Here is a 17884-nt window from a genome sequence, read left to right as displayed (position 1 = left end):
CCCATTAACCCGACCGGGTTTCCGCGCGCGAATATCGGCAGAAAATGCCGGTTTTGCGCGGCGCGGACGACCCCGATCGAGTGAGGAAAAGAACGATCATGGCCCTTGTGCCGACGCCGACGACCGACACGCTTGCCCGACGTTTCGCCGACTTCGACACGCTCGATGAGGCGCTCGATTATGCCGCCAGCGGCGTGCGCGGCCTCAATTTTCATGATGCGCGCGGCAATCTGGCGCGCCCGTACAGCTTCGCCGAACTGCGTGCGGATGCGATCGTCCACGCGCATCGCCTGATCGCCGCGGGCATTGCGCCTGGCGATCGCATCGCGCTGGTCGCCGAAACCGGTGTCGATTTCGCGGTGGCCTTCTTCGGTGCGGTCTATGCGCGTGCGTGGCCGGTGCCGCTGCCGCTACCGACCAGCTTCGGCGGCAAGGACAGCTATATCGATCAGCTGGCGGTCCAGCTCGGCTCGTCGGACCCGCGCCTGTTCCTGTTCCCGGCCGAACTCGCCGAAATGGCGGGTGCCGCGGGCGCGCAGCGCGGCGTGGAGAGCGTCTCCTACGAAGATTTCAACGCGGCCGACGCCCCGGCGGTCGATCTGGTCCGCGCCGATGGCGACGACATCGCCTATCTTCAATATTCGAGCGGATCGACCCGCTTCCCCCACGGCGTCGCCGTCACGCACCGCGCTCTGCTCAACAATCTCGCCGCGCATTCGCATGGCATGGAACTGGTGGACGGTGATCGCTGCATTTCGTGGCTGCCCTGGTATCACGACATGGGTCTGGTCGGCTGCTTCCTGTCGCCGGTCGCGAACCAGGTGTCGACCGACTATCTGAAGACCGAGGATTTCGCCCGCCGTCCGCTCGCCTGGCTCGACATGATCAGCCGGAACGAGGGCACGAGCATCAGCTATTCGCCGACCTTCGGCTACGATATCTGCGCACGCCGCATGTCGAGCCAGACCAAGGCGGCCGACCGCTTCGATCTGTCGCGCTGGCGGCTTGCCGGCAACGGCGCGGACATGATCCGTCCGGACGTGATGCAGGCCTTCGTCGATGCCTTTGCCGAGGCGGGGTTCAAGGCCAATGCCTTCCTGCCCAGCTACGGCCTGGCCGAAGCGACCCTCGCCGTCTCGATCATGCCGCCGGGTGAAGGCATCCGCGTCGAACTGGTCGAGGAGACCCAGCTGTCGGGTGGCGACCATAGCCAGGATCGCCCGCGCCGCTTCCGCTCGATCGTCAATTGCGGCAAGCCGGTGCGCGACATGGCCGTCGAGATTCGCGACGAAGACGGCGCCGTCCTGCCCGAAAAGATGATCGGCAAGCTGTGGGCGAAGGGCCCGTCGATCATGACCGGCTATTTTCGCGACGACGAAGCGACCGCCGCCTGCATGGTCGACGACTGGCTCGACACCGGCGACATGGCCTACATTTCGGACGGCTATATCTACATCGTCGGCCGCGCCAAGGACATGATCATCATCAACGGCAAGAACCATTGGCCCCAGGATATCGAATGGGCCGTGGAGCAATTGCCGGGCTTCAAGGCGGGCGACATCGCCGCCTTCGCGATCACGACGCCAGGCGGCGAGGAAACCCCCGCCGTCCTCGTCCAGTGCCGCACGTCGGACCCCGAGGAGCGTGCCCGCCTGCGCGAACAGATTCGTGAGAAGGTGCGCGCGATCACCGGCATGCACTGCGTCGTCGAACTGGTGCCGCCGCGCACCCTGCCGAAGACCAGCTCGGGCAAGCTCAGCCGCGCCAAGGCGCGCAACCTCTATCTGGCGGGCGAGATCCAGGGCTACGACATCGCGGCCTGATCGGGCATAGAGGGCGCATGCGCGCTCTCCTCCTCGTTCTCATAGCCCTGGCCGTCCCGGCCGCCGCCGCCCCGCTCGATCCGATGGCGGGGGCGCAGGAAATGGCGCGCCAGCTCGACGCGATCAACGCCAAGCCGCTGCCCGAGGGCGAGCCGCTGGCGCGCGCCGTCGCCGATGTGCTGCGCGTCGATGCCGAACGGCGCGGCGGCTGCATGCCCGCCGCTGTGAAGCTGGGCGTGCTGCGCCCCGTCACGCTCGACAATTTCGTGACGCAGGCGATCGTCGCAGGGCGGATCGAAAATGGCTGGCTGGTCTCGGCGACGGTCGAGAATTGCCCCGACGAAGACCCTGCCCGCATCCTCGTCCTGCGCGGCGCGGACGGGCAGTCGCTGAGCGCCTTTTATGACGGGCGCGGCGAAGGGCTTGCCTGGCCCTCGCTCGCTCGCGCGGTGATGCCCGCGATCGTCCGGCCTGCCCTCGCAAAGCTCGCGCTGTCCGATCCGCGCTGCAAGCCGGTGGGAATCGCCCCGGTCGCGGTGCGCGTCGCCAGTCGCAGTGCCGATCTGTCGCCCGACCGGCTGGGCCTGCGTTACAAGGGATCGTGGAGCGAGGTTTGGAGCTTCGCGCCGTGCGGCCACCGAATCGCCGTTCCCGTCACCTTCACTGCCGACGGCAAGGGCGGCGCCGGATGGGATGTGGCGGAAGACAAGATCGTCTATAAACCCTGATCCTGCGCGCTCCCAGCCACTTGCGCTTGGATGGTCGCACCGCTATGTGCCGCCGTCTCCGATCCGGAGGAGTGTAGCTCAGTTGGTAGAGCATCGGTCTCCAAAACCGAGGGCCCACGGTTCGAGTCCGTGCACTCCTGCCATCCTTTGGATGTTGGATCGCGAGAGAGACGAGGTCAGGTTCGCCGGCCGAAAGGCTTGAAAGGCGGATCGCGGCCTCGTGTCGCTATTAGGAAGGTTTGTTGGTGGCGAAGACTTCACCGGGCGAGTTCATCCAGCAGGTCAAGGCCGAGACCGCGAAGGTCGTGTGGCCCAGCCGCAAGGAAACGATCATGACCACGGTCATGGTCGGCATCATGACGATGGTGCTTGGCCTGTTCTTCTTCGGCATCGACCAGCTGTTCAGCCGCATCGTTCAGATGCTGCTGTCGCTGCTGGGCTAAGGGATACGGATCGCGTGGCGCGCTGGTACATCATTCACGCCTATTCGGGCTTCGAAAACAAGGTGAAGGAAGCCATCCTCGCCGATGCGACGCGCCTGGGCCTTGAACAGCTCGTCGAGGCTGTCGAGGTTCCGACCGAAAAGATCACCGAGGTTCGCCGCGGCAAGAAGATCACGTCGGATCGCAAGTTCTTCCCCGGCTATGTGCTGGCGAAGCTGAGCATGAACGACGACGTCTATCACCTGGTGAAGAACACGCCGAAGGTGACGGGCTTCCTGGGCTCTTCGGGCAAGCCGCAGCCGATCAGCGAAGCTGAAGCGGCGCGCATCCTGAACACCAAGGAAGAAGCGGCCGCCGCTGCGCCCAAGGCGAAGCTCAAGGTCGATTACGAGATCGGCGATCAGGTCAAGGTGCTCGACGGCCCCTTCGCCAGCTTCAACGGCACCGTCGAGGAGCTCGATTTCGATCGCAGCCGCGTCAAGGTGTCGGTGTCGATCTTCGGCCGCGCGACCCCGGTCGAGCTCGAGTTCGAGCAGGTCGAGCGCGTCAAGTAATTCGCGCCCTCGGGTGCACAATGAATTCCGGCTTCGGCCGGGATGTTCGCGGGAGGGGGCTTCGGCCGCCGCATGAACCGCTAAACTTGAACCGGCGGCGCCTTCGGGCATCGCCTCTACAGAGTGAGTGAAACATGGCTAAGAAGATTACAGGTTATATCAACCTGCAGGTTCCGGCCGGCAAGGCGAACCCGTCGCCGCCGATCGGCCCCGCGCTCGGTCAGCGCGGCGTCAACATCATGGAATTCTGCAAGGCGTTCAACGCCGCGACTGCGGATCAGGAAGTCGGCACCCCGCTGCCGACCAAGATCACCGTGTATGCCGACCGCAGCTTCTCATTCGAGACGAAGACCCCGCCGGCGACCTATCTGATCAAGAAGGCGCTCAACCTGAAGTCGGGCTCGAAGGCGCCTGGCAAGGAAAGCGCCGGCAAGATCAAGCGTTCGCAGCTGGCCGACATCGCGAACATCAAGATGAAGGATCTGAACGCGAACGACATCGACGCGGCGACCCGCATCATCGAAGGCTCGGCCCGCGCGATGGGCCTCGAAGTGGTGGAGGGCTGATTCGATGGCCAAGCTGAGCAAGAAGCAGAAGAACCAGGCCGCCTCGGTCGACGCGAACAAGCTGTACGGCGTCGATGAAGCGATCGCGATCGCCAAGAGCAACGCCACCTCGAAGTTCGACGAGACGATCGAAGTCGCGCTGAATCTCGGCGTCGATCCGCGGCACGCCGACCAGATGGTCCGCGGCGTCGTCACGCTGCCCAAGGGCACCGGCAAGGACGTTCGCGTCGGCGTGTTCGCGCGCGGCGCCAAGGCTGACGAAGCCAAGGCCGCCGGCGCCGAAGTCGTCGGTGCCGAAGACCTGCTCGAACAGATCCAGGGCGGCACGGTCGATTTCGATCGCTGCATCGCGACCCCGGACATGATGGGCCTCGTCGGCCGCCTGGGTAAGATCCTGGGTCCGAAGGGCCTCATGCCGAACCCGAAGCTGGGCACGGTGACCATGAACGTCGGTGAGGCCGTGAAGGCCGCCAAGGGCGGTCAGGTCGAGTTCCGCGTCGAAAAGGCCGGCATCATCCACTCGGGCATCGGCAAGGCGTCGTTCCCGGCGGAAGACCTGCGCGCCAACTTCGACGCCTTCGTCGACGCGATCGTCAAGGCGAAGCCGGCCGGCGCCAAGGGCAAGTACCTCAAGAAGGCCGCCATCAGCTCGACGATGGGCGCGGGCATCAAGCTCGACGTCGCCGACGTTTCGGCCGCCTGATAGGTTCACGCCTTTCGAAACAGAGAGGGCCGGGAGCAATCCCGGCCCTTTTTGTTTGCGCGCCTTCTATCCTCAAACCGTCACCCCGGACTTGATCCGGGGTCCCGCTTCTTCCTTCTGAAGCCTTCTCCCGCGTGCGGGAGAAGGTTTGGATGAGGGTCTTCTTTCTTCTTTTATCGTCGCGAGGAGGAGAGGGAGCAAAGAAGCGGGACCCCGGATCAAGTCCGGGGTGACGAACATAGAGCAGGCGCTGTCCTACATGCCCGCCCGGCGTTACGCAGATCGCATGTCGAACTACCCCACCTTCGGCGTGCATCATGTCACCGGGCCGTATCGGGGAAGCGATTCCGAAGCCGACGTAGTGACAAGTTTGACAACTTTCGCCGAATCGTGCGCCCTCTGAATCGCCCCTTCCGTCGCGCCCTGCCGATGTGCTTTGATGGCATCATCAGGGACATGAAGAGGGCGGGCAGCATGCGGGCATGGGCGAAGTTGATGGCGGCGAGCGCGCTGGTGGCGGCGCCTGCGCTGGCGCAGGATGCCGGGCCGCCGATGGGGCCGCTGCGCCCCGATCAGGTCGAGTTTCGCGCGCTCTATAAGGAACTGGTCGAAACCAACACGACCCTGTCGGCGGGCAGCTGCACGTTGGCGGCCGAGAAGATGGCCGCGCATCTGAAGACCGCCGGGTTCAAGGACAGCGAGCTGACCCTGTTCGCCACGCCCGAAAATCCCAAGGAAGGCGGCCTCGTCGCGATCCTTCAGGGCCGTTCGAAGACCGTGAAGCCGATGCTGCTGCTCGGCCATCTCGACGTGGTCGAGGCGAAGCGCGAGGATTGGACCCGCGATCCGTTCACCCTGATCGAGGAGAACGGCTATTTTTACGCGCGCGGCACATCCGACATGAAGGCGATGGACGCGACCTGGGTCGATATCCTCGCGCGGATGCGTAAATCGGGGCAGGTGCCCAAGCGCACGATCAAGCTCGCGCTCACCTGCGGTGAGGAGACGACCTACGCCTTCAACGGCGCCGATTGGCTGGCGAAGAACAAGCCCGATCTGATTGCGGCCGAATTCGCGCTCAACGAAGGCGGCGGCGGGCGCAGTGACGGGCATGGCAAGGTCGTCTCGCAATCGATCCAGGTCGGCGAGAAGGCGGTCCAGAATTACAAGATCGAGACGTTCAATGCGGGCGGGCACAGCTCGGTCCCGATCCGCGACAATGCGATCTACGAGCTGTCCGATGCGATCGCGAAGGTGCGCGATTTCGAGTTTCCCGTAACGCTCAGCGACACGACCCGCGCCTATTTCGCCAAGCTTGGCGCGTCGCGGAAGGATGCGATGGGCGCGGCGATGCTCGCCATTTCGAAGAACCCGGCCGATGCGGAGGCGGCGGCGACCTTGTCGACCGATCGCAGCTTCCATTCGATGCTGCGCACCACCTGCGTCGCGACCCTGCTCGATGGCGGCCATGCCAATAACGCGTTGCCGCAGCATGCGACCGCCAACATCAACTGCCGCATCTTCCCCGGCGAAAGCGTCGAACAGGTGCAGGCGAAGCTGACGGAGGTGATCGGCGATCCGAAGGTGAAGATCAGCCTGGTTCCGCCGATCCGCCCGCCGGCGGTGCCGCCGCCCCTCGACCCGAAGATCGTCGGCCCGGCCGAAAAGCTGGTCGCCAAATATTATCCGGGCGTGCCGCTGATCCCGTCCATGTCGACCGGCGGGACCGACGGCATCTTCCTCGCGGCGATCGGTATCCCGGTTTACGGCGCGCCGGGCGGGTGGGGCGATCCCGACGGCAATGGCGCCCACGGCCTCAACGAACGCCGCTCGGTCCGCTCGGTCTTCGTCGGCCGCGATTTCCTGACCGAACTGGTCAAGACCTACGCCGAGATGGATTGAGGAAAGAGATCCTCCCCCGGTGGGAGGATCATCAATCCGGCTTCTTGCTGTTGGAAATGTTGAACCGGATGCGGACCCAGCTGCCGATCAGGGTCTTGCCGCCCACGCGCGGGGGGCGGACCTTGAACTGCCAGGAGGCGAGCCGCACCGCGCGGGCGAGGCCGGTTCCGGGCGGGGATTCGTCGAGCTCGTGGCAATCCTCGACCCGCCAGTCGGGCGCCGTGCGGCAATAGACGTCGCCCCACGCGCCGTCGGGGATCTGGCGCTTGGGCATGTAGGTCGCCATTTCGGCGTCGGTCGGCTCGCGATACCAGGCGGCGTCGTACAGTCGCTCGCCATTGGGTGCGCGCGCGCCCTGCGACATGGCGTCGCCGCCCTCGGCGACCTGCGCATTGCCCGCGGCGGCGCCCGATCGCGGCAGATTGGCGATGTCGCCCGCGCGAAACTCGTCGCTGGTGACGACGATCATGTTGAGCGCGCGGGTTTCGGGCGTGGGCGGCGGGACGCTGGGGGCGGCCGCCTGCTGGACGGAGACGGTCGGCGTCTTCTCCTGCTCCTTCTGCGCGCGGGCGGCCTTCTTCTCCTCCTGCTTCTCGCCGTCGATCTGGATCAGGGAGAAGTTCTTGAGCAGGCCCGACTTGCGCAGATCGGCGGCGGGGGCGAGCGTCAGGAACGCCCACAGCAGCAGCGCGTGGATAAATGCGACGATGATCAGGGTGACGGCGCGGCGGCGCACCGAAGGGGCATGCGGGTCGGCCGAGAATCGTAACAGTGCCGCGCGCATCACAAAGGCGCGTTAAACTGCCGCTCGGCCGCCCGCAACGGGGCAAAGCCCGCTCCGGTCATCGTGGCGAAAGGCGCAGGGGGCCGCGCTGGGAGTCGACAAGGCTCCCCCGATCCTGTAGGGGCCGCGCCTCATGGTTTCGGAGCATCCTTTCGGGTGATTCGGGCCTGTGCCGTCCGAGACAGCAGGTGCGGGGGATTTGCCCCGCTTAATGCCCTGCCTAGACGGGGAAAAGTTTTACCGGGCATCTGCCCGGGTCTGCCGCGCTCCTAAGTGTGCCCGGCCAGGCGACCGACCCCTCGGACGGGTCATGGAGCGGCGTTTTTGCTCCGTGGCTCAAAACTTCGGCGGATGTTCTGCCGAGGTGGTTTGAAGGAGTAAGGCATGGATCGGGCTCAGAAGACCGAGCTGGTCGCCGAACTGAAGAGCACCTTCGAAGGCACGAGCGTGGTGATCATCACCCGCAATCTCGGCCTGACCGTGGCGCAGTCGACTGCGCTGCGTACGAAGATGCGCGAAGCCGGTGCCAGCTACAAGGTTTCGAAGAACAAGCTCGCCAAGATTGCCACCGAGGGCACGTCCTACAGCGCGATCAATGATCTGCTGGTGGGTCCGACCGCTCTGAGCACCTCCGTCGATCCCGTGGCTCCGGCCAAGGTGATCGTCGATTTCGCGAAGACCAACGACAAGTTGGAAATCGTGGGTGGTGCGATGGGCGAAACCGTCCTCGATGTCGCTGGCGTGAAGGCGCTGGCCGAACTGCCGTCGCTCGACGAGCTGCGCGCCAAGATCGTGGGCCTGGTTCAGGCTCCCGCGACCAAGGTCGTTCAGATCGTGCAGGCGCCGGCTGGCCAGCTTGCCCGGGTGTTTGGCGCATACGCCGCCAAAGAAGACGCCTGATCTTCGATATCCATCGATTGAACGAAACACTTTGGGGCGCGATGCCCCGTATGGAGACTACACATGGCTGACCTGCAGAAGCTTGTTGACGATCTTTCGGCTCTCACCGTTCTCGAAGCCGCGGAGCTCTCGAAGCTCCTCGAAGAGAAGTGGGGCGTTTCGGCCGCTGCGGCCGTCGCGGTTGCGGCTCCGGCCGCTGGCGGCGCCGGCGGTGGCGCTGCCGCTGCTGAAGAGAAGACCGAGTTCGACGTGATCCTCACCGGCGACGGTGGCAAGAAGATCAACGTCATCAAGGAAGTCCGCGCCATCACCGGCCTGGGCCTGACCGAAGCCAAGGCTCTCGTCGAGTCGGCTCCGAAGGCTGTCAAGGAAGGCGTCAGCAAGGACGAAGCCGAGAAGCTCAAGAAGCAGCTCGAAGAAGCCGGTGCGACCGTCGACCTCAAGTAAGCTTCTTCTCGCTTCGGCGACAAGAACAGGAAGGGCGGCCTCTCGGGGCCGCCCTTTTCCTTTGCCTTAAGCCGGCGGATTGGGTCGCATGCCGACCATCGCGAACAAGGCGCCTTGCGGATCGATCGCGGGGATCACCCAGGCGCCGCCCGGCACCTCCATCGGCCCTTCGGGCACGGTGCCGCCCGCCGCCTTCACCCGCGCCTCGGCCGCGTCGATATCGTCGCAGCCGATATAATAGAGCCAGTGCGGCTTATCCGACCCGATGTTGAACATGCCGCCGATCGCATTCCCGCCTGCGGCGAACAATTGGTATGTGCCCATCGGCCCCATGTCGACGGGGGTATCCTTGGTCCAGCCGAACAGCCCCGAATAGAAGGCGAAGCCCGCCTCCCAGTCGCTCGTGTTCAGTTCGTGCCAGCTGATCGATCCGGCGGTCATGAAGGGCGGCAGTGCCATGTCCATGCCGGGCAGCCCCTTGAACAGGACGAAGGGCGCGCCCTGCGGATCGGCCACCATCGCGAAGCGGCCGACCTGCGGAATGTCGCTCGGCCCCATATGGACGGTGCCGCCCGCAGCTTTGACCTTGTCGGCATAGCCATCGACATCGTCGACCGCGACATAGCCGAACCAGCTCGGCGGCGGGCCGTTTTCCAGGCTCATCACCCCGCCCAGCGGCACGCCGTTCGCGTGGATGATCGAATAATCCATGCCGGGCAGGCCGGAATCGGTGAAGGTCCATCCCGCCACCGCGCCATAGAAGGTCTTGGCGGCTTGCGGATCGCTGGTGATCAGTTCGTACCAGCAGAATTGGTTGGGCATCGTGCTCTCCTTATTCGGCGGCGTGACAGCAGGAATGGACGGGGGCCGCCGCATATTCGTCGTGGCGCTTGAGGAAGCTCATGGTCCCCGTCTCGTTGCGACCGAGCGGCGCGCGATCGAGGATCATCATCGTCGACATCCAGTTTTCGATCCCGCGCGCATAGCTCGAATAGGTGTGGAACAGGCTCGCATCGGGATCGCGCCAGAAGCTGCTCATCCCGTGCAGCTCGTCATGCCCCTGATCGGAGGGGAGGGCTTCGTAATTATAGTCGATCGTCCCGCTCGCCATCTGCTCGGGCGTGAAGGAGACGTTGAAGTCGTAATTGAAGTCCGATCCGTGCGACGAAACCCACGGGAAGCGCCAGCCCATCCGCGCCTTATAGGCCGCGATCTCCGCCATCGGCGCGCGCGACACCGCGACCCAGCTGACGTCGTGATTGTTCAGGTGGACGAGCGTGCCGTCGATATGGTCGCCGATGAACGAGCAGCCAGGGCATCCCGCCGCCCAGCCCGGCCCGAGCATGAAGTGATAGACGATCAACTGGCGGCGCCCTGCGAACAGATCGCCGAGCGACGCGGCGCCGTCCGGCGTCTCGAAGCGATAGTCCTTCTCCACCCGCTCCCACGGCAGTGCGAGGCGGGCGGCGTTGACGCGATCGCGCAGATGCGTCTCTTCGCGCTCCAGATCGAGCAGCGCCTTGCGCGCTTCCAGCCAGGCCTCGTGGTCGACGATCTTGTGGTCGGGCATTCGGACCTCTCCTCTTCGCGACTCTTGACTTTTGAGTTGATATCAACCTAAATAGGTCATGTCAAAACGACCGGTTCCCTTCGAGACGACGATCCATGTGCGCGATCATTGCCTGTGCCTGCATGTGCAGCGCGCGGCGCGGATGCTGGCGCGGCATTTCGATCAGGCACTGAAGGGTCTGGGCCTCACCAACCAGCAATTCTCGCTGCTGATGGCGCTCAATCGGCCCGGCCCCGCTCCGATGGGGCCGCTTTCCGCCTTGCTGGGGATGGACCGCACCTCGCTCACCGCCGCGCTCAAGCCGCTCGAACGGCGCGGACTCCTCAAGGTCGCGGTGTCCGAAAGCGACAAGCGCGCGCGCGAACTGACGCTGACGCCCGATGGCGAGGCACTGCTCGCACGCGCGGTGCCGATCTGGGTCGAACATCATGGCGCGATCGAGGCGGCGATGGGCGATGGCGTGGCCGATGCGCTGCGCGGCAATCTGGTGAAGATCGCGGCCTGATTGCCAATCCGGGCGCGCGCCGCCATCGTCGCGCGCATGACCATATCCCGTCGTCACCTGCTGGGCGCTGCCGCCGCCACGGCCGCTGTCTCCCGGCTCGGAGCTGCGCCGCAACGCCGCCCCAACATCCTCCTGATCCTCGCCGACGACTGGAGCTGGCAGCCTGAGGATGACAAAGACCGGTTGATCGATCATCTGCCGACCTTCGCGCGGCTGCAGCGTGAGGGGACAACCTTCCGCAACGCCTTCTCGGCCTCGCCGAGCTGCACCGCGTCGCGCGGCGGCATCCTGACCGGCCAATATCCTTGGCGACTGGCCGAGGGTGCAAACCTCGCCTCGATCCTGCCGCGCCGGTTCAAGGTCTATCCCGATGCGCTGGAGGGGGCGGGCTATCATGTCGGCTATGCGCGCAAGGGGTGGGCGCCGGGCCAGATCGATCCGGCGCGGCGCACGCGCAATCCGGCGGGCAAATCCTACGAAGATTTCGATGCCTTCCTGGCCGCGCGCGCCAAGGATGCGCCCTTCGCCTTCTGGTTCGGATCGCACGATCCGCATCGGCCCTATGTAAAGGGCGCAGGCGTCGCGGCGGGCGGCGATCCGAAGGCGGTGACGGTGCCGCCCTACCTGCCCGACACGCCGGTCGTGCGATCGGACATCGTCGATTATCGGTATGAGATCGAACGGCTCGACCGCGAGGCGGGGGCTTTGCTCGCGAAGCTCGAGGCGATGGGCGAACTCGACAATACGATCGTGGTGATGACCGGCGACAATGGCTGGCCGTTCCCGCGCGGCAAGGCGACGCTCTACGATGCGGGCTGGCACGTGCCGCTCGCGATCCGCGGCCCCGGCGTGCGGGCGGGCGCGGTAAGCGAGGTTCCGGTCAGCCTGATCGATCTGGCGCCGACCTTCCTGGGCGCGGCGGGCCTGCCGGCCCCGGCCGAGACGACCGGGCGCGATCTGCTGCCTTTGCTGTCCGGGCGTGGCAAGTTCGGGCGCGATCATGTGCTGGGATCGATGGAGCGCCATATGGACGGGCGCACCCATCCGGGCGAGGGTTATCCGATGCGCGCCTATCGCACCGCGCGGCACCTCTATATCCGCAACTTCAGGCCCGATCGCTGGCCGGCGGGCGATCCGAGCGGCCGCCCGCGCGATCGCGCCGAGATCGAGGCGGGATCCTATGCGGGCTTCGCCGATATCGACGGCGGGCCGACCAAGGCCGAACTGATCCTGCGGCAGGACGAGGCCGCCGTGCATCCGGCGTTCGAACGCGCAACCGGCCGGCGGCCCGCCGAGGAATTGTTCGACATCGTCGCCGATCCCTGGTGCCTGACCAACCTTGCGGCTGATCCGAAGCATCGCGCGCTTGTGCGGTCGTTCGCCGCGAAGCTCGACGCCGAATTGCGCGCGAGCGGCGATCCGCGCGCCCTGGGCAATGGCGACGTGTTCGACGATTATCCGAGCTATAGCGATCCGGGCTTCGGGCGTCCGAAGGAGATCTGACGCCTACTTCTTGTCAGTCGTCAGCACGGTCATCTTCGTGCCGGTGCCACCGCTGCGCAGCGTATCGGGGGTGACGACCACGGTGGTTCCGGGCGTCACGACCGAGGCCATCGACAGGCGGATATCCTCCGGCACGACCAGCCGGTCGCGCTCCTCCTGGCTGACAGGCTCGGGGGCGCTCAACCCCTGGCCGGGCAAAGGCAGGCGGCTCCAGCGGTAGTTCTCGCCCTCGATCGCGGTCAGCGTATAGGCGGTGGCGCCCGGCACGGCGCCGTGGATGCGGACCGGGGAGGAGCCGATCGGCACGCCGTTGCGCAGCACCAGCATCCGTTGATCGGCGGCCGAGATGATGATCGAGACGGGGCCGCTCGTCGATCGTTCGGGCTGCCACAGGCTTCCGCCCATCAGCCATTCGTCGGCATGGCTGGCAGCACCCTTGGCCATGAAGGCGGGGGTGGGCGCGACGCGTGGCACTTGCGCATCGTCGGTGATGATCACGGTCAGGCCCAGCTTGGTGATGCCGTAGAGCAGTTTGGAGAAGGCCAGCGGCATCCGCACGCAGCCGTGACTGGCGGGATAGCCGGGCAGATTGCCCGCGTGCATCGCGATCCCGTCCCACGTCAGCCGCTGCATGTAGGGCATCGGCGCGCTGTTATAGAGGTTCGACTTGTGGTCGATATTCTTCTGCAGCAGCGTGAAGACCCCGGTGGGCGTCTCATGCCCCTTCTTGCCCGTCGATACGGTGGTGATGCCGATCGGAATGCCGTTGCGATAGGCATAAGCGCGCTGCTGCGGGATCGAGACGACGATCACGACGGGGCCGCCGGGTGCGATATCGGGCGCCCACAGATAGTCGCCGGGCTTCATCTTGGTGACGATGTCCGCCACCGCCCCGTCGGACAGCGCGATCTGCGCGACAGCGGGTGCAGCGAACAGGGCGCTGGCGAACAAGAATGTCAGCAACCGGCGAATCATATGGGCCATCCCCCTTCCCAAACATATGGTCGGGGACTATATAGCCGTCTTCCAGACATCGGCAGAAGCCCACGAAACGCGATCGTGGGTGCCGCCCTTGCCGCCTCGGGACACGGACCGCCTTGCGCACGGTTCGCGACGAATTGGGGCCGGTTATACAAGGGTTTCATCAGACGCTGCAGTGCGGTTCCGACAGCCCGGACCCGCACTTTTTTGCGTGGGATCGCGCCCGCGAATCGGCTGCTTTCCGCTGCAAGGCGGCGAAAAAATTTGACGCGAGGGATCAACTCAATGGCCACCAAGGCAGTTCCGGCGACCGCCAAGAAGCGCATCCGCAAGGTCTTCGGCAACATCCACGAAGTCGTGCAGATGCCGAACCTGATCGAGGTTCAGCGCGAAAGCTACGAACAGTTCCTGCGCTCGGACCCGTCGACGGGCTATGTTTCGGGCCTCGAAAAGACGCTGCGCAGCGTTTTCCCGATCCGCGACTTCGCCGGCACCGCCGAGCTCGATTTCGTCCAGTACGAGCTGGAAGATCCCAAGTACGACACTGACGAGTGCCGCCAGCGCGGCATGACCTATGCCGCGCCGATGCGCGTCACTTTGCGCCTGATCGTGTTCGAGGTGGATCCCGATACGGAGACCCGCTCGGTCCTCGATATCAAGGAGCAGGACGTTTACATGGGCGACATGCCGCTCATGACCGAGAACGGCACCTTCATTGTCAACGGCACCGAACGCGTCATCGTCTCGCAGATGCACCGTTCGCCGGGCGTGCTGTTCGATCATGATCGCGGCAAGACCCATGCGTCGGGCAAATATCTGTTCGCTGCGCGCGTGATTCCGTATCGCGGTTCGTGGCTCGATTTCGAATTCGACGCCAAGGACATCGTCAACGTCCGCATCGACCGCAAGCGCAAGCTGCCGGTCACCAGCCTGCTCTACGCGCTGGGCCTCAGCGGCGAAGACATGCTCAACTATTTCTACCGCACGCAGACCTATGTCCGCGGCGAAGGCGGCTGGAAGGTGCCCTTCGTCGTCGAAAACTGGCGCGGTCAGAAGCCGGCGTTCGACGTCGTCAATGGCGAGACCGGCGAAGTCGTGTTCCCCGCGGGCACGAAGATCTCGCCGCGCGCCGCCAACAAGGCCGGCAAGGACGGTCTTTCGACGCTGCTGATCCCCACCGATCAGATCTACGGCCGTTATTCGGCGTTCGACCTGATCGATGAATCGACCGGCCGCATCTACATCGAGGCCGGCGACGAAGTGACGCCGGAAAATCTCGAGGCGCTGGACAAGGCGGGCTTCGACCATGTCGACCTGCTCGACATCGATCATGTCTCGACCGGTCCGTGGATCCGCAACACGCTGAAGGCCGACAAGGTCGAGGAGCGCGATCACGCGCTCAGCGAAATCTATCGCGTCATGCGCCCTGGCGAACCGCCGACAAAGGAAACCGCGGAATCGCTGTTCGCCGGCCTGTTCTTCGATCCGGAACGCTATGACCTCTCGGCCGTCGGCCGCGTGAAGCTCAACATGCGCCTCGAACTCGACGTCGAGGACACGGTGACCACGCTGCGCGCCGAGGACATCCTGGCGGTCGTGAAGACCCTGGTCGACCTGAAGGACGGCAAGGGCGAAATCGACGACATCGACAATCTCGGCAACCGCCGCGTGCGTTCGGTGGGCGAGCTGCTGGAGAACCAGTATCGCGTCGGCCTGCTCCGCATGGAGCGCGCCGTGAAGGAGCGTATGTCGTCGGTCGACGTGTCGACCGCGATGCCGAACGACCTGATCAACGCCAAGCCGGCGGTGGCCGCGGTTCGCGAATTCTTCGGCTCGTCGCAGCTGTCGCAGTTCATGGACCAGACCAACCCGCTGTCCGAAGTGACGCACAAGCGTCGCGTCTCGGCGCTCGGGCCGGGCGGTCTGACGCGTGAGCGCGCGGGCTTCGAAGTCCGCGACGTTCACCCGACCCACTATGGCCGTATCTGCCCGATCGAAACGCCGGAAGGCCCGAACATCGGTCTGATCAACTCGCTGGCGTCGTTCAGCCGCGTCAACCGCTACGGCTTCATCGAGACGCCGTATCGCAAGATCATCGACGGCAAGGTGACCAACGAGGTCGTCTATCTGTCGGCGATGGAAGAGGCCAAGCACACCATCGCGCAGGCGAACGCCGAGCTCGACGGTGAAGGCCGCTTCGTCGAGGATCTGATCTCGGCGCGCGAAGCGGGCGAATTCCTGATGGCCCCGCGCGATCAGGTGACCCTGATGGACGTGTCGCCGAAGCAGCTCGTTTCGGTCGCGGCCTCGCTGATCCCGTTCCTGGAAAACGACGACGCGAACCGCGCGCTCATGGGCTCGAACATGCAGCGCCAGGCGGTGCCGCTGGTTCGTGCCGAGGCGCCGTTCGTCGGCACCGGCATGGAAGAAACCGTTGCGCGTGACTCGGGTGCGGCGATCGCCGCGCGTCGCGCCGGCGTGATCGACCAGGTCGATGCGACCCGTATCGTCGTCCGTGCCTCGGGCGCGGTCGAAGCGGGCAAGTCGGGCGTCGACATCTACACGCTGATGAAGTTCCAGCGTTCGAACCAGTCGACCTGCATCAACCAGCGTCCGCTGGTGAAGGTGGGCGACGTCGTGCAGGCCGGCGACATCATCGCCGACGGCCCGTCGACCGAGTTCGGCGAACTGGCGCTGGGTCGCAACGTCCTCGTCGCGTTCATGCCGTGGAACGGCTACAACTACGAAGACTCGATCCTGATCAGCGAGCGCATCGTGAAGGACGACGTGTTCACGTCGATCCACATCGACGAGTTCGAGGTGATGGCCCGCGATACCAAGCTTGGGCCGGAAGACATCACCCGCGACATCCCGAACGTCGGCGAGGAAGCTCTGCGCAACCTCGACGAAGCGGGCATCGTCTATATCGGTGCCGAGGTCGAGCCGGGCGACATCCTGTGCGGCAAGATCACGCCGAAGGGCGAAAGCCCGATGACGCCGGAAGAAAAGCTCCTGCGCGCCATCTTCGGTGAAAAGGCCAGCGACGTGCGCGACACTTCGCTGCGTCTGCCGCCGGGCGTGTCGGGCACCGTCGTCGACGTGCGCGTGTTCAACCGTCACGGCATCGACAAGGACGAGCGCGCGATGGCGATCGAGCGCGAAGAGATCGATCGCCTGACCAAGGACCGCGAAGACGAACGCGCCATCCTGAACCGCGCAAACTATGCGCGTCTGCGCGAAATGCTGCTTTGCCAGACCGCCAGCTCGGCGCCCAAGGGCGTCAAGAAGGGTGGCGAGATCACCGATGAGCTGCTGAACGAAGTCGAGAAGCGTGAATGGTGGAAGTTCGCGGTCGCGGACGACGCCGTTCAGGCCGATCTCGAAGCCGTGAAGGCGCAGTACGACCAGGCCGTCAGCCTGATCGTCAAGAAGTTCGAGGATCGCGTCGAAAAGCTGCAGCGCGGCGACGAGCTGCCGCCGGGCGTGCTCAAGATGGTCAAGGTCTTCGTCGCGGTGAAGCGCAAGCTGCAGCCGGGCGACAAGATGGCCGGCCGTCACGGCAACAAGGGCGTCATCTCGCGCATCCTGCCGAACGAGGACATGCCGTTCCTGGCGGACGGCACCCCGGTCGACATCGTGCTCAACCCGCTGGGCGTGCCTTCGCGCATGAACGTCGGGCAGATCTTCGAAACCCACCTCGGCTGGGCTTCGCGCGGTCTGGGCAAGCAGATCACCGAGGCTCTCGAAAACTGGCGTGAAGCCAATCCCGACGCGACCGGCGGCAAGCCGCCCGAAGCCGTCGTGGAGCGGATGAAGGCCGTTTATGGCGAGCATTATCACGCCGACATCGAAAGCCGTTCGGCCGACGAGATCGTCGAGATGGCGAAGCTGCTGAAGAACGGCGTGCCGATGGCGACGCCGGTGTTCGACGGCGCCCGTGAATCGGACGTGTCCGACATGCTCGAACTGGCCGGGGTCGATACCTCGGGTCAGTCGGAGCTGTTCGACGGCCGCACCGGCGACACCTTCGATCGCCGCGTGACCGTGGGCTACATCTACATGCTCAAGCTCCACCACCTGGTCGACGACAAGATCCACGCGCGTTCGATCGGGCCCTACTCGCTCGTCACCCAGCAGCCGCTGGGTGGTAAGGCGCAGTTCGGTGGCCAGCGCTTCGGCGAAATGGAGGTGTGGGCGCTCCAGGCCTATGGCGCGGCATACACGCTGCAGGAGATGCTGACGGTGAAGTCGGACGACGTGGTCGGCCGCACCAAGGTGTACGAAGCGATCGTCAAGGGCGACGACACCTTCGAAGCCGGCATCCCCGAGAGCTTCAACGTGCTCGTCAAGGAAATGCGCTCGCTGGGCCTCAACGTCGAACTGTCCTCGATCGAGGATGCGGGCGACGACGACATCGCCGAGGCGGCGGAGTGATTGGATCGGTGCAGCGGTTTACAAAACCGCTGCACCGTCCC

Annotated in this window: 16 protein-coding genes and 1 tRNA gene; 13 read left to right on the top strand and 4 right to left on the bottom strand. The window is 65.1% G+C overall.

Annotation, left to right across the window (positions count from 1 at the left end; all coding sequences use genetic code 11):
• Positions 1 to 98: 98 nt before the first annotated feature.
• The 8 genes from EOD43_RS00980 (at position 99) to EOD43_RS00945 (ending at position 6719) form a co-directional block, all read left to right on the top strand.
• Positions 99 to 1823 (top strand): fatty acyl-AMP ligase, encoded by a 1725-nt coding sequence (locus EOD43_RS00980; RefSeq protein ID WP_127740233.1) that lies wholly within the window; start codon positions 99 to 101, stop codon positions 1821 to 1823.
• Positions 1824 to 1840: 17 nt separating this feature from the next.
• Positions 1841 to 2551 (top strand): hypothetical protein, encoded by a 711-nt coding sequence (locus EOD43_RS00975; RefSeq protein WP_127740231.1) that lies wholly within the window; start codon positions 1841 to 1843, stop codon positions 2549 to 2551.
• Between the two features lie 67 nt (positions 2552 to 2618).
• A tRNA-Trp gene (locus EOD43_RS00970) sits at positions 2619 to 2694 on the top strand.
• A gap of 102 nt (positions 2695 to 2796) precedes the next feature.
• Positions 2797 to 2994, top strand: coding sequence for a preprotein translocase subunit SecE (gene secE / locus EOD43_RS00965; protein ID WP_127740229.1), 198 nt, complete (start codon positions 2797 to 2799; stop codon positions 2992 to 2994).
• A gap of 14 nt (positions 2995 to 3008) precedes the next feature.
• Complete coding sequence (gene nusG / locus EOD43_RS00960) at positions 3009 to 3548, top strand: transcription termination/antitermination protein NusG (RefSeq protein ID WP_127740227.1); 540 nt, start codon at positions 3009 to 3011, stop codon at positions 3546 to 3548.
• A 134-nt stretch (positions 3549 to 3682) separates the two neighbouring features.
• Positions 3683 to 4114: a 50S ribosomal protein L11 gene (gene rplK / locus EOD43_RS00955; RefSeq protein ID WP_127740225.1), complete on the top strand. Its 432-nt coding sequence runs from the start codon at positions 3683 to 3685 to the stop codon at positions 4112 to 4114.
• A gap of 4 nt (positions 4115 to 4118) precedes the next feature.
• A complete protein-coding gene (rplA, locus tag EOD43_RS00950; RefSeq protein WP_127740223.1) occupies positions 4119 to 4817 on the top strand; it encodes a 50S ribosomal protein L1 in 699 nt (232 codons plus the stop codon).
• Positions 4818 to 5291: 474 nt separating this feature from the next.
• Complete coding sequence (locus EOD43_RS00945) at positions 5292 to 6719, top strand: M20/M25/M40 family metallo-hydrolase (protein ID WP_127740221.1); 1428 nt, start codon at positions 5292 to 5294, stop codon at positions 6717 to 6719.
• A 31-nt stretch (positions 6720 to 6750) separates the two neighbouring features.
• On the opposite strand, the gene EOD43_RS00940 is transcribed toward EOD43_RS00945, so the two are convergent.
• Positions 6751 to 7503: a hypothetical protein gene (locus tag EOD43_RS00940; protein ID WP_127740219.1), complete on the bottom strand. Its 753-nt coding sequence runs from the start codon at positions 7501 to 7503 to the stop codon at positions 6751 to 6753.
• 384 nt (positions 7504 to 7887) lie between these two features.
• Here EOD43_RS00940 and rplJ point away from each other — a divergent pair, with 384 nt between their 5' ends.
• Positions 7888 to 8403 (top strand): 50S ribosomal protein L10, encoded by a 516-nt coding sequence (gene rplJ, locus EOD43_RS00935; protein WP_127740217.1) that lies wholly within the window; start codon positions 7888 to 7890, stop codon positions 8401 to 8403.
• A 63-nt stretch (positions 8404 to 8466) separates the two neighbouring features.
• Positions 8467 to 8850, top strand: coding sequence for a 50S ribosomal protein L7/L12 (gene rplL, locus EOD43_RS00930; protein ID WP_127740215.1), 384 nt, complete (start codon positions 8467 to 8469; stop codon positions 8848 to 8850).
• A 66-nt stretch (positions 8851 to 8916) separates the two neighbouring features.
• On the opposite strand, the gene EOD43_RS00925 is transcribed toward rplL, so the two are convergent.
• Both EOD43_RS00925 and EOD43_RS00920 read right to left on the bottom strand, forming a co-directional pair.
• Positions 8917 to 9672: a VOC family protein gene (locus EOD43_RS00925; RefSeq protein ID WP_127740213.1), complete on the bottom strand. Its 756-nt coding sequence runs from the start codon at positions 9670 to 9672 to the stop codon at positions 8917 to 8919.
• A gap of 10 nt (positions 9673 to 9682) precedes the next feature.
• Positions 9683 to 10420 (bottom strand): DUF899 domain-containing protein, encoded by a 738-nt coding sequence (locus tag EOD43_RS00920; RefSeq protein WP_127740211.1) that lies wholly within the window; start codon positions 10418 to 10420, stop codon positions 9683 to 9685.
• Positions 10421 to 10478: 58 nt separating this feature from the next.
• Here EOD43_RS00920 and EOD43_RS00915 point away from each other — a divergent pair, with 58 nt between their 5' ends.
• Positions 10479 to 10925 (top strand): MarR family winged helix-turn-helix transcriptional regulator, encoded by a 447-nt coding sequence (locus EOD43_RS00915; protein ID WP_127740209.1) that lies wholly within the window; start codon positions 10479 to 10481, stop codon positions 10923 to 10925.
• A gap of 36 nt (positions 10926 to 10961) precedes the next feature.
• The gene (locus tag EOD43_RS00910; RefSeq protein ID WP_127740207.1) at positions 10962 to 12428 is read left to right on the top strand and encodes a sulfatase family protein; all 1467 of its coding nucleotides are present in this window, start codon (positions 10962 to 10964) and stop codon (positions 12426 to 12428) included.
• 3 nt (positions 12429 to 12431) lie between these two features.
• Here EOD43_RS00910 and EOD43_RS00905 read toward each other — a convergent pair whose 3' ends face one another.
• Positions 12432 to 13403 carry a L,D-transpeptidase gene (locus EOD43_RS00905; protein ID WP_127740206.1) on the bottom strand — a complete coding sequence of 324 codons (972 nt, stop codon included), beginning with the start codon at positions 13401 to 13403 and terminating at the stop codon, positions 12432 to 12434.
• A 291-nt stretch (positions 13404 to 13694) separates the two neighbouring features.
• Here EOD43_RS00905 and rpoB point away from each other — a divergent pair, with 291 nt between their 5' ends.
• Positions 13695 to 17843, top strand: coding sequence for a DNA-directed RNA polymerase subunit beta (gene rpoB, locus EOD43_RS00900; RefSeq protein ID WP_127740204.1), 4149 nt, complete (start codon positions 13695 to 13697; stop codon positions 17841 to 17843).
• The last annotated feature ends 41 nt before the right edge of the window (positions 17844 to 17884 follow it).

Origin of the sequence: Sphingomonas crocodyli, from assembly GCF_004005865.1 — a bacterium.
GTDB lineage: Bacteria > Pseudomonadota > Alphaproteobacteria > Sphingomonadales > Sphingomonadaceae > Rhizorhabdus > Rhizorhabdus crocodyli.
The sequence above is the reverse complement of the archived record's forward strand: the minus strand, read 5'-3'. Positions and strand labels throughout refer to the sequence as shown.

Coding starts and splice junctions, on each gene's coding strand:
- EOD43_RS00980 (WP_127740233.1), top strand. CDS start 99: ATGGCCCTTGTGCCGACGCCGACGACCGACACGCTTGCCCGACGTTTC.
- EOD43_RS00975 (WP_127740231.1), top strand. CDS start 1,841: ATGCGCGCTCTCCTCCTCGTTCTCATAGCCCTGGCCGTCCCGGCCGCC.
- rplK (WP_127740225.1), top strand. CDS start 3,683: ATGGCTAAGAAGATTACAGGTTATATCAACCTGCAGGTTCCGGCCGGC.
- rplA (WP_127740223.1), top strand. CDS start 4,119: ATGGCCAAGCTGAGCAAGAAGCAGAAGAACCAGGCCGCCTCGGTCGAC.
- EOD43_RS00945 (WP_127740221.1), top strand. CDS start 5,292: ATGCGGGCATGGGCGAAGTTGATGGCGGCGAGCGCGCTGGTGGCGGCG.
- EOD43_RS00940 (WP_127740219.1), bottom strand. CDS start 7,503: ATGCGCGCGGCACTGTTACGATTCTCGGCCGACCCGCATGCCCCTTCG.
- rplJ (WP_127740217.1), top strand. CDS start 7,888: ATGGATCGGGCTCAGAAGACCGAGCTGGTCGCCGAACTGAAGAGCACC.
- rplL (WP_127740215.1), top strand. CDS start 8,467: ATGGCTGACCTGCAGAAGCTTGTTGACGATCTTTCGGCTCTCACCGTT.
- EOD43_RS00925 (WP_127740213.1), bottom strand. CDS start 9,672: ATGCCCAACCAATTCTGCTGGTACGAACTGATCACCAGCGATCCGCAA.
- EOD43_RS00920 (WP_127740211.1), bottom strand. CDS start 10,420: ATGCCCGACCACAAGATCGTCGACCACGAGGCCTGGCTGGAAGCGCGC.
- EOD43_RS00915 (WP_127740209.1), top strand. CDS start 10,479: ATGTCAAAACGACCGGTTCCCTTCGAGACGACGATCCATGTGCGCGAT.
- EOD43_RS00910 (WP_127740207.1), top strand. CDS start 10,962: ATGACCATATCCCGTCGTCACCTGCTGGGCGCTGCCGCCGCCACGGCC.
- EOD43_RS00905 (WP_127740206.1), bottom strand. CDS start 13,403: ATGATTCGCCGGTTGCTGACATTCTTGTTCGCCAGCGCCCTGTTCGCT.
- rpoB (WP_127740204.1), top strand. CDS start 13,695: ATGGCCACCAAGGCAGTTCCGGCGACCGCCAAGAAGCGCATCCGCAAG.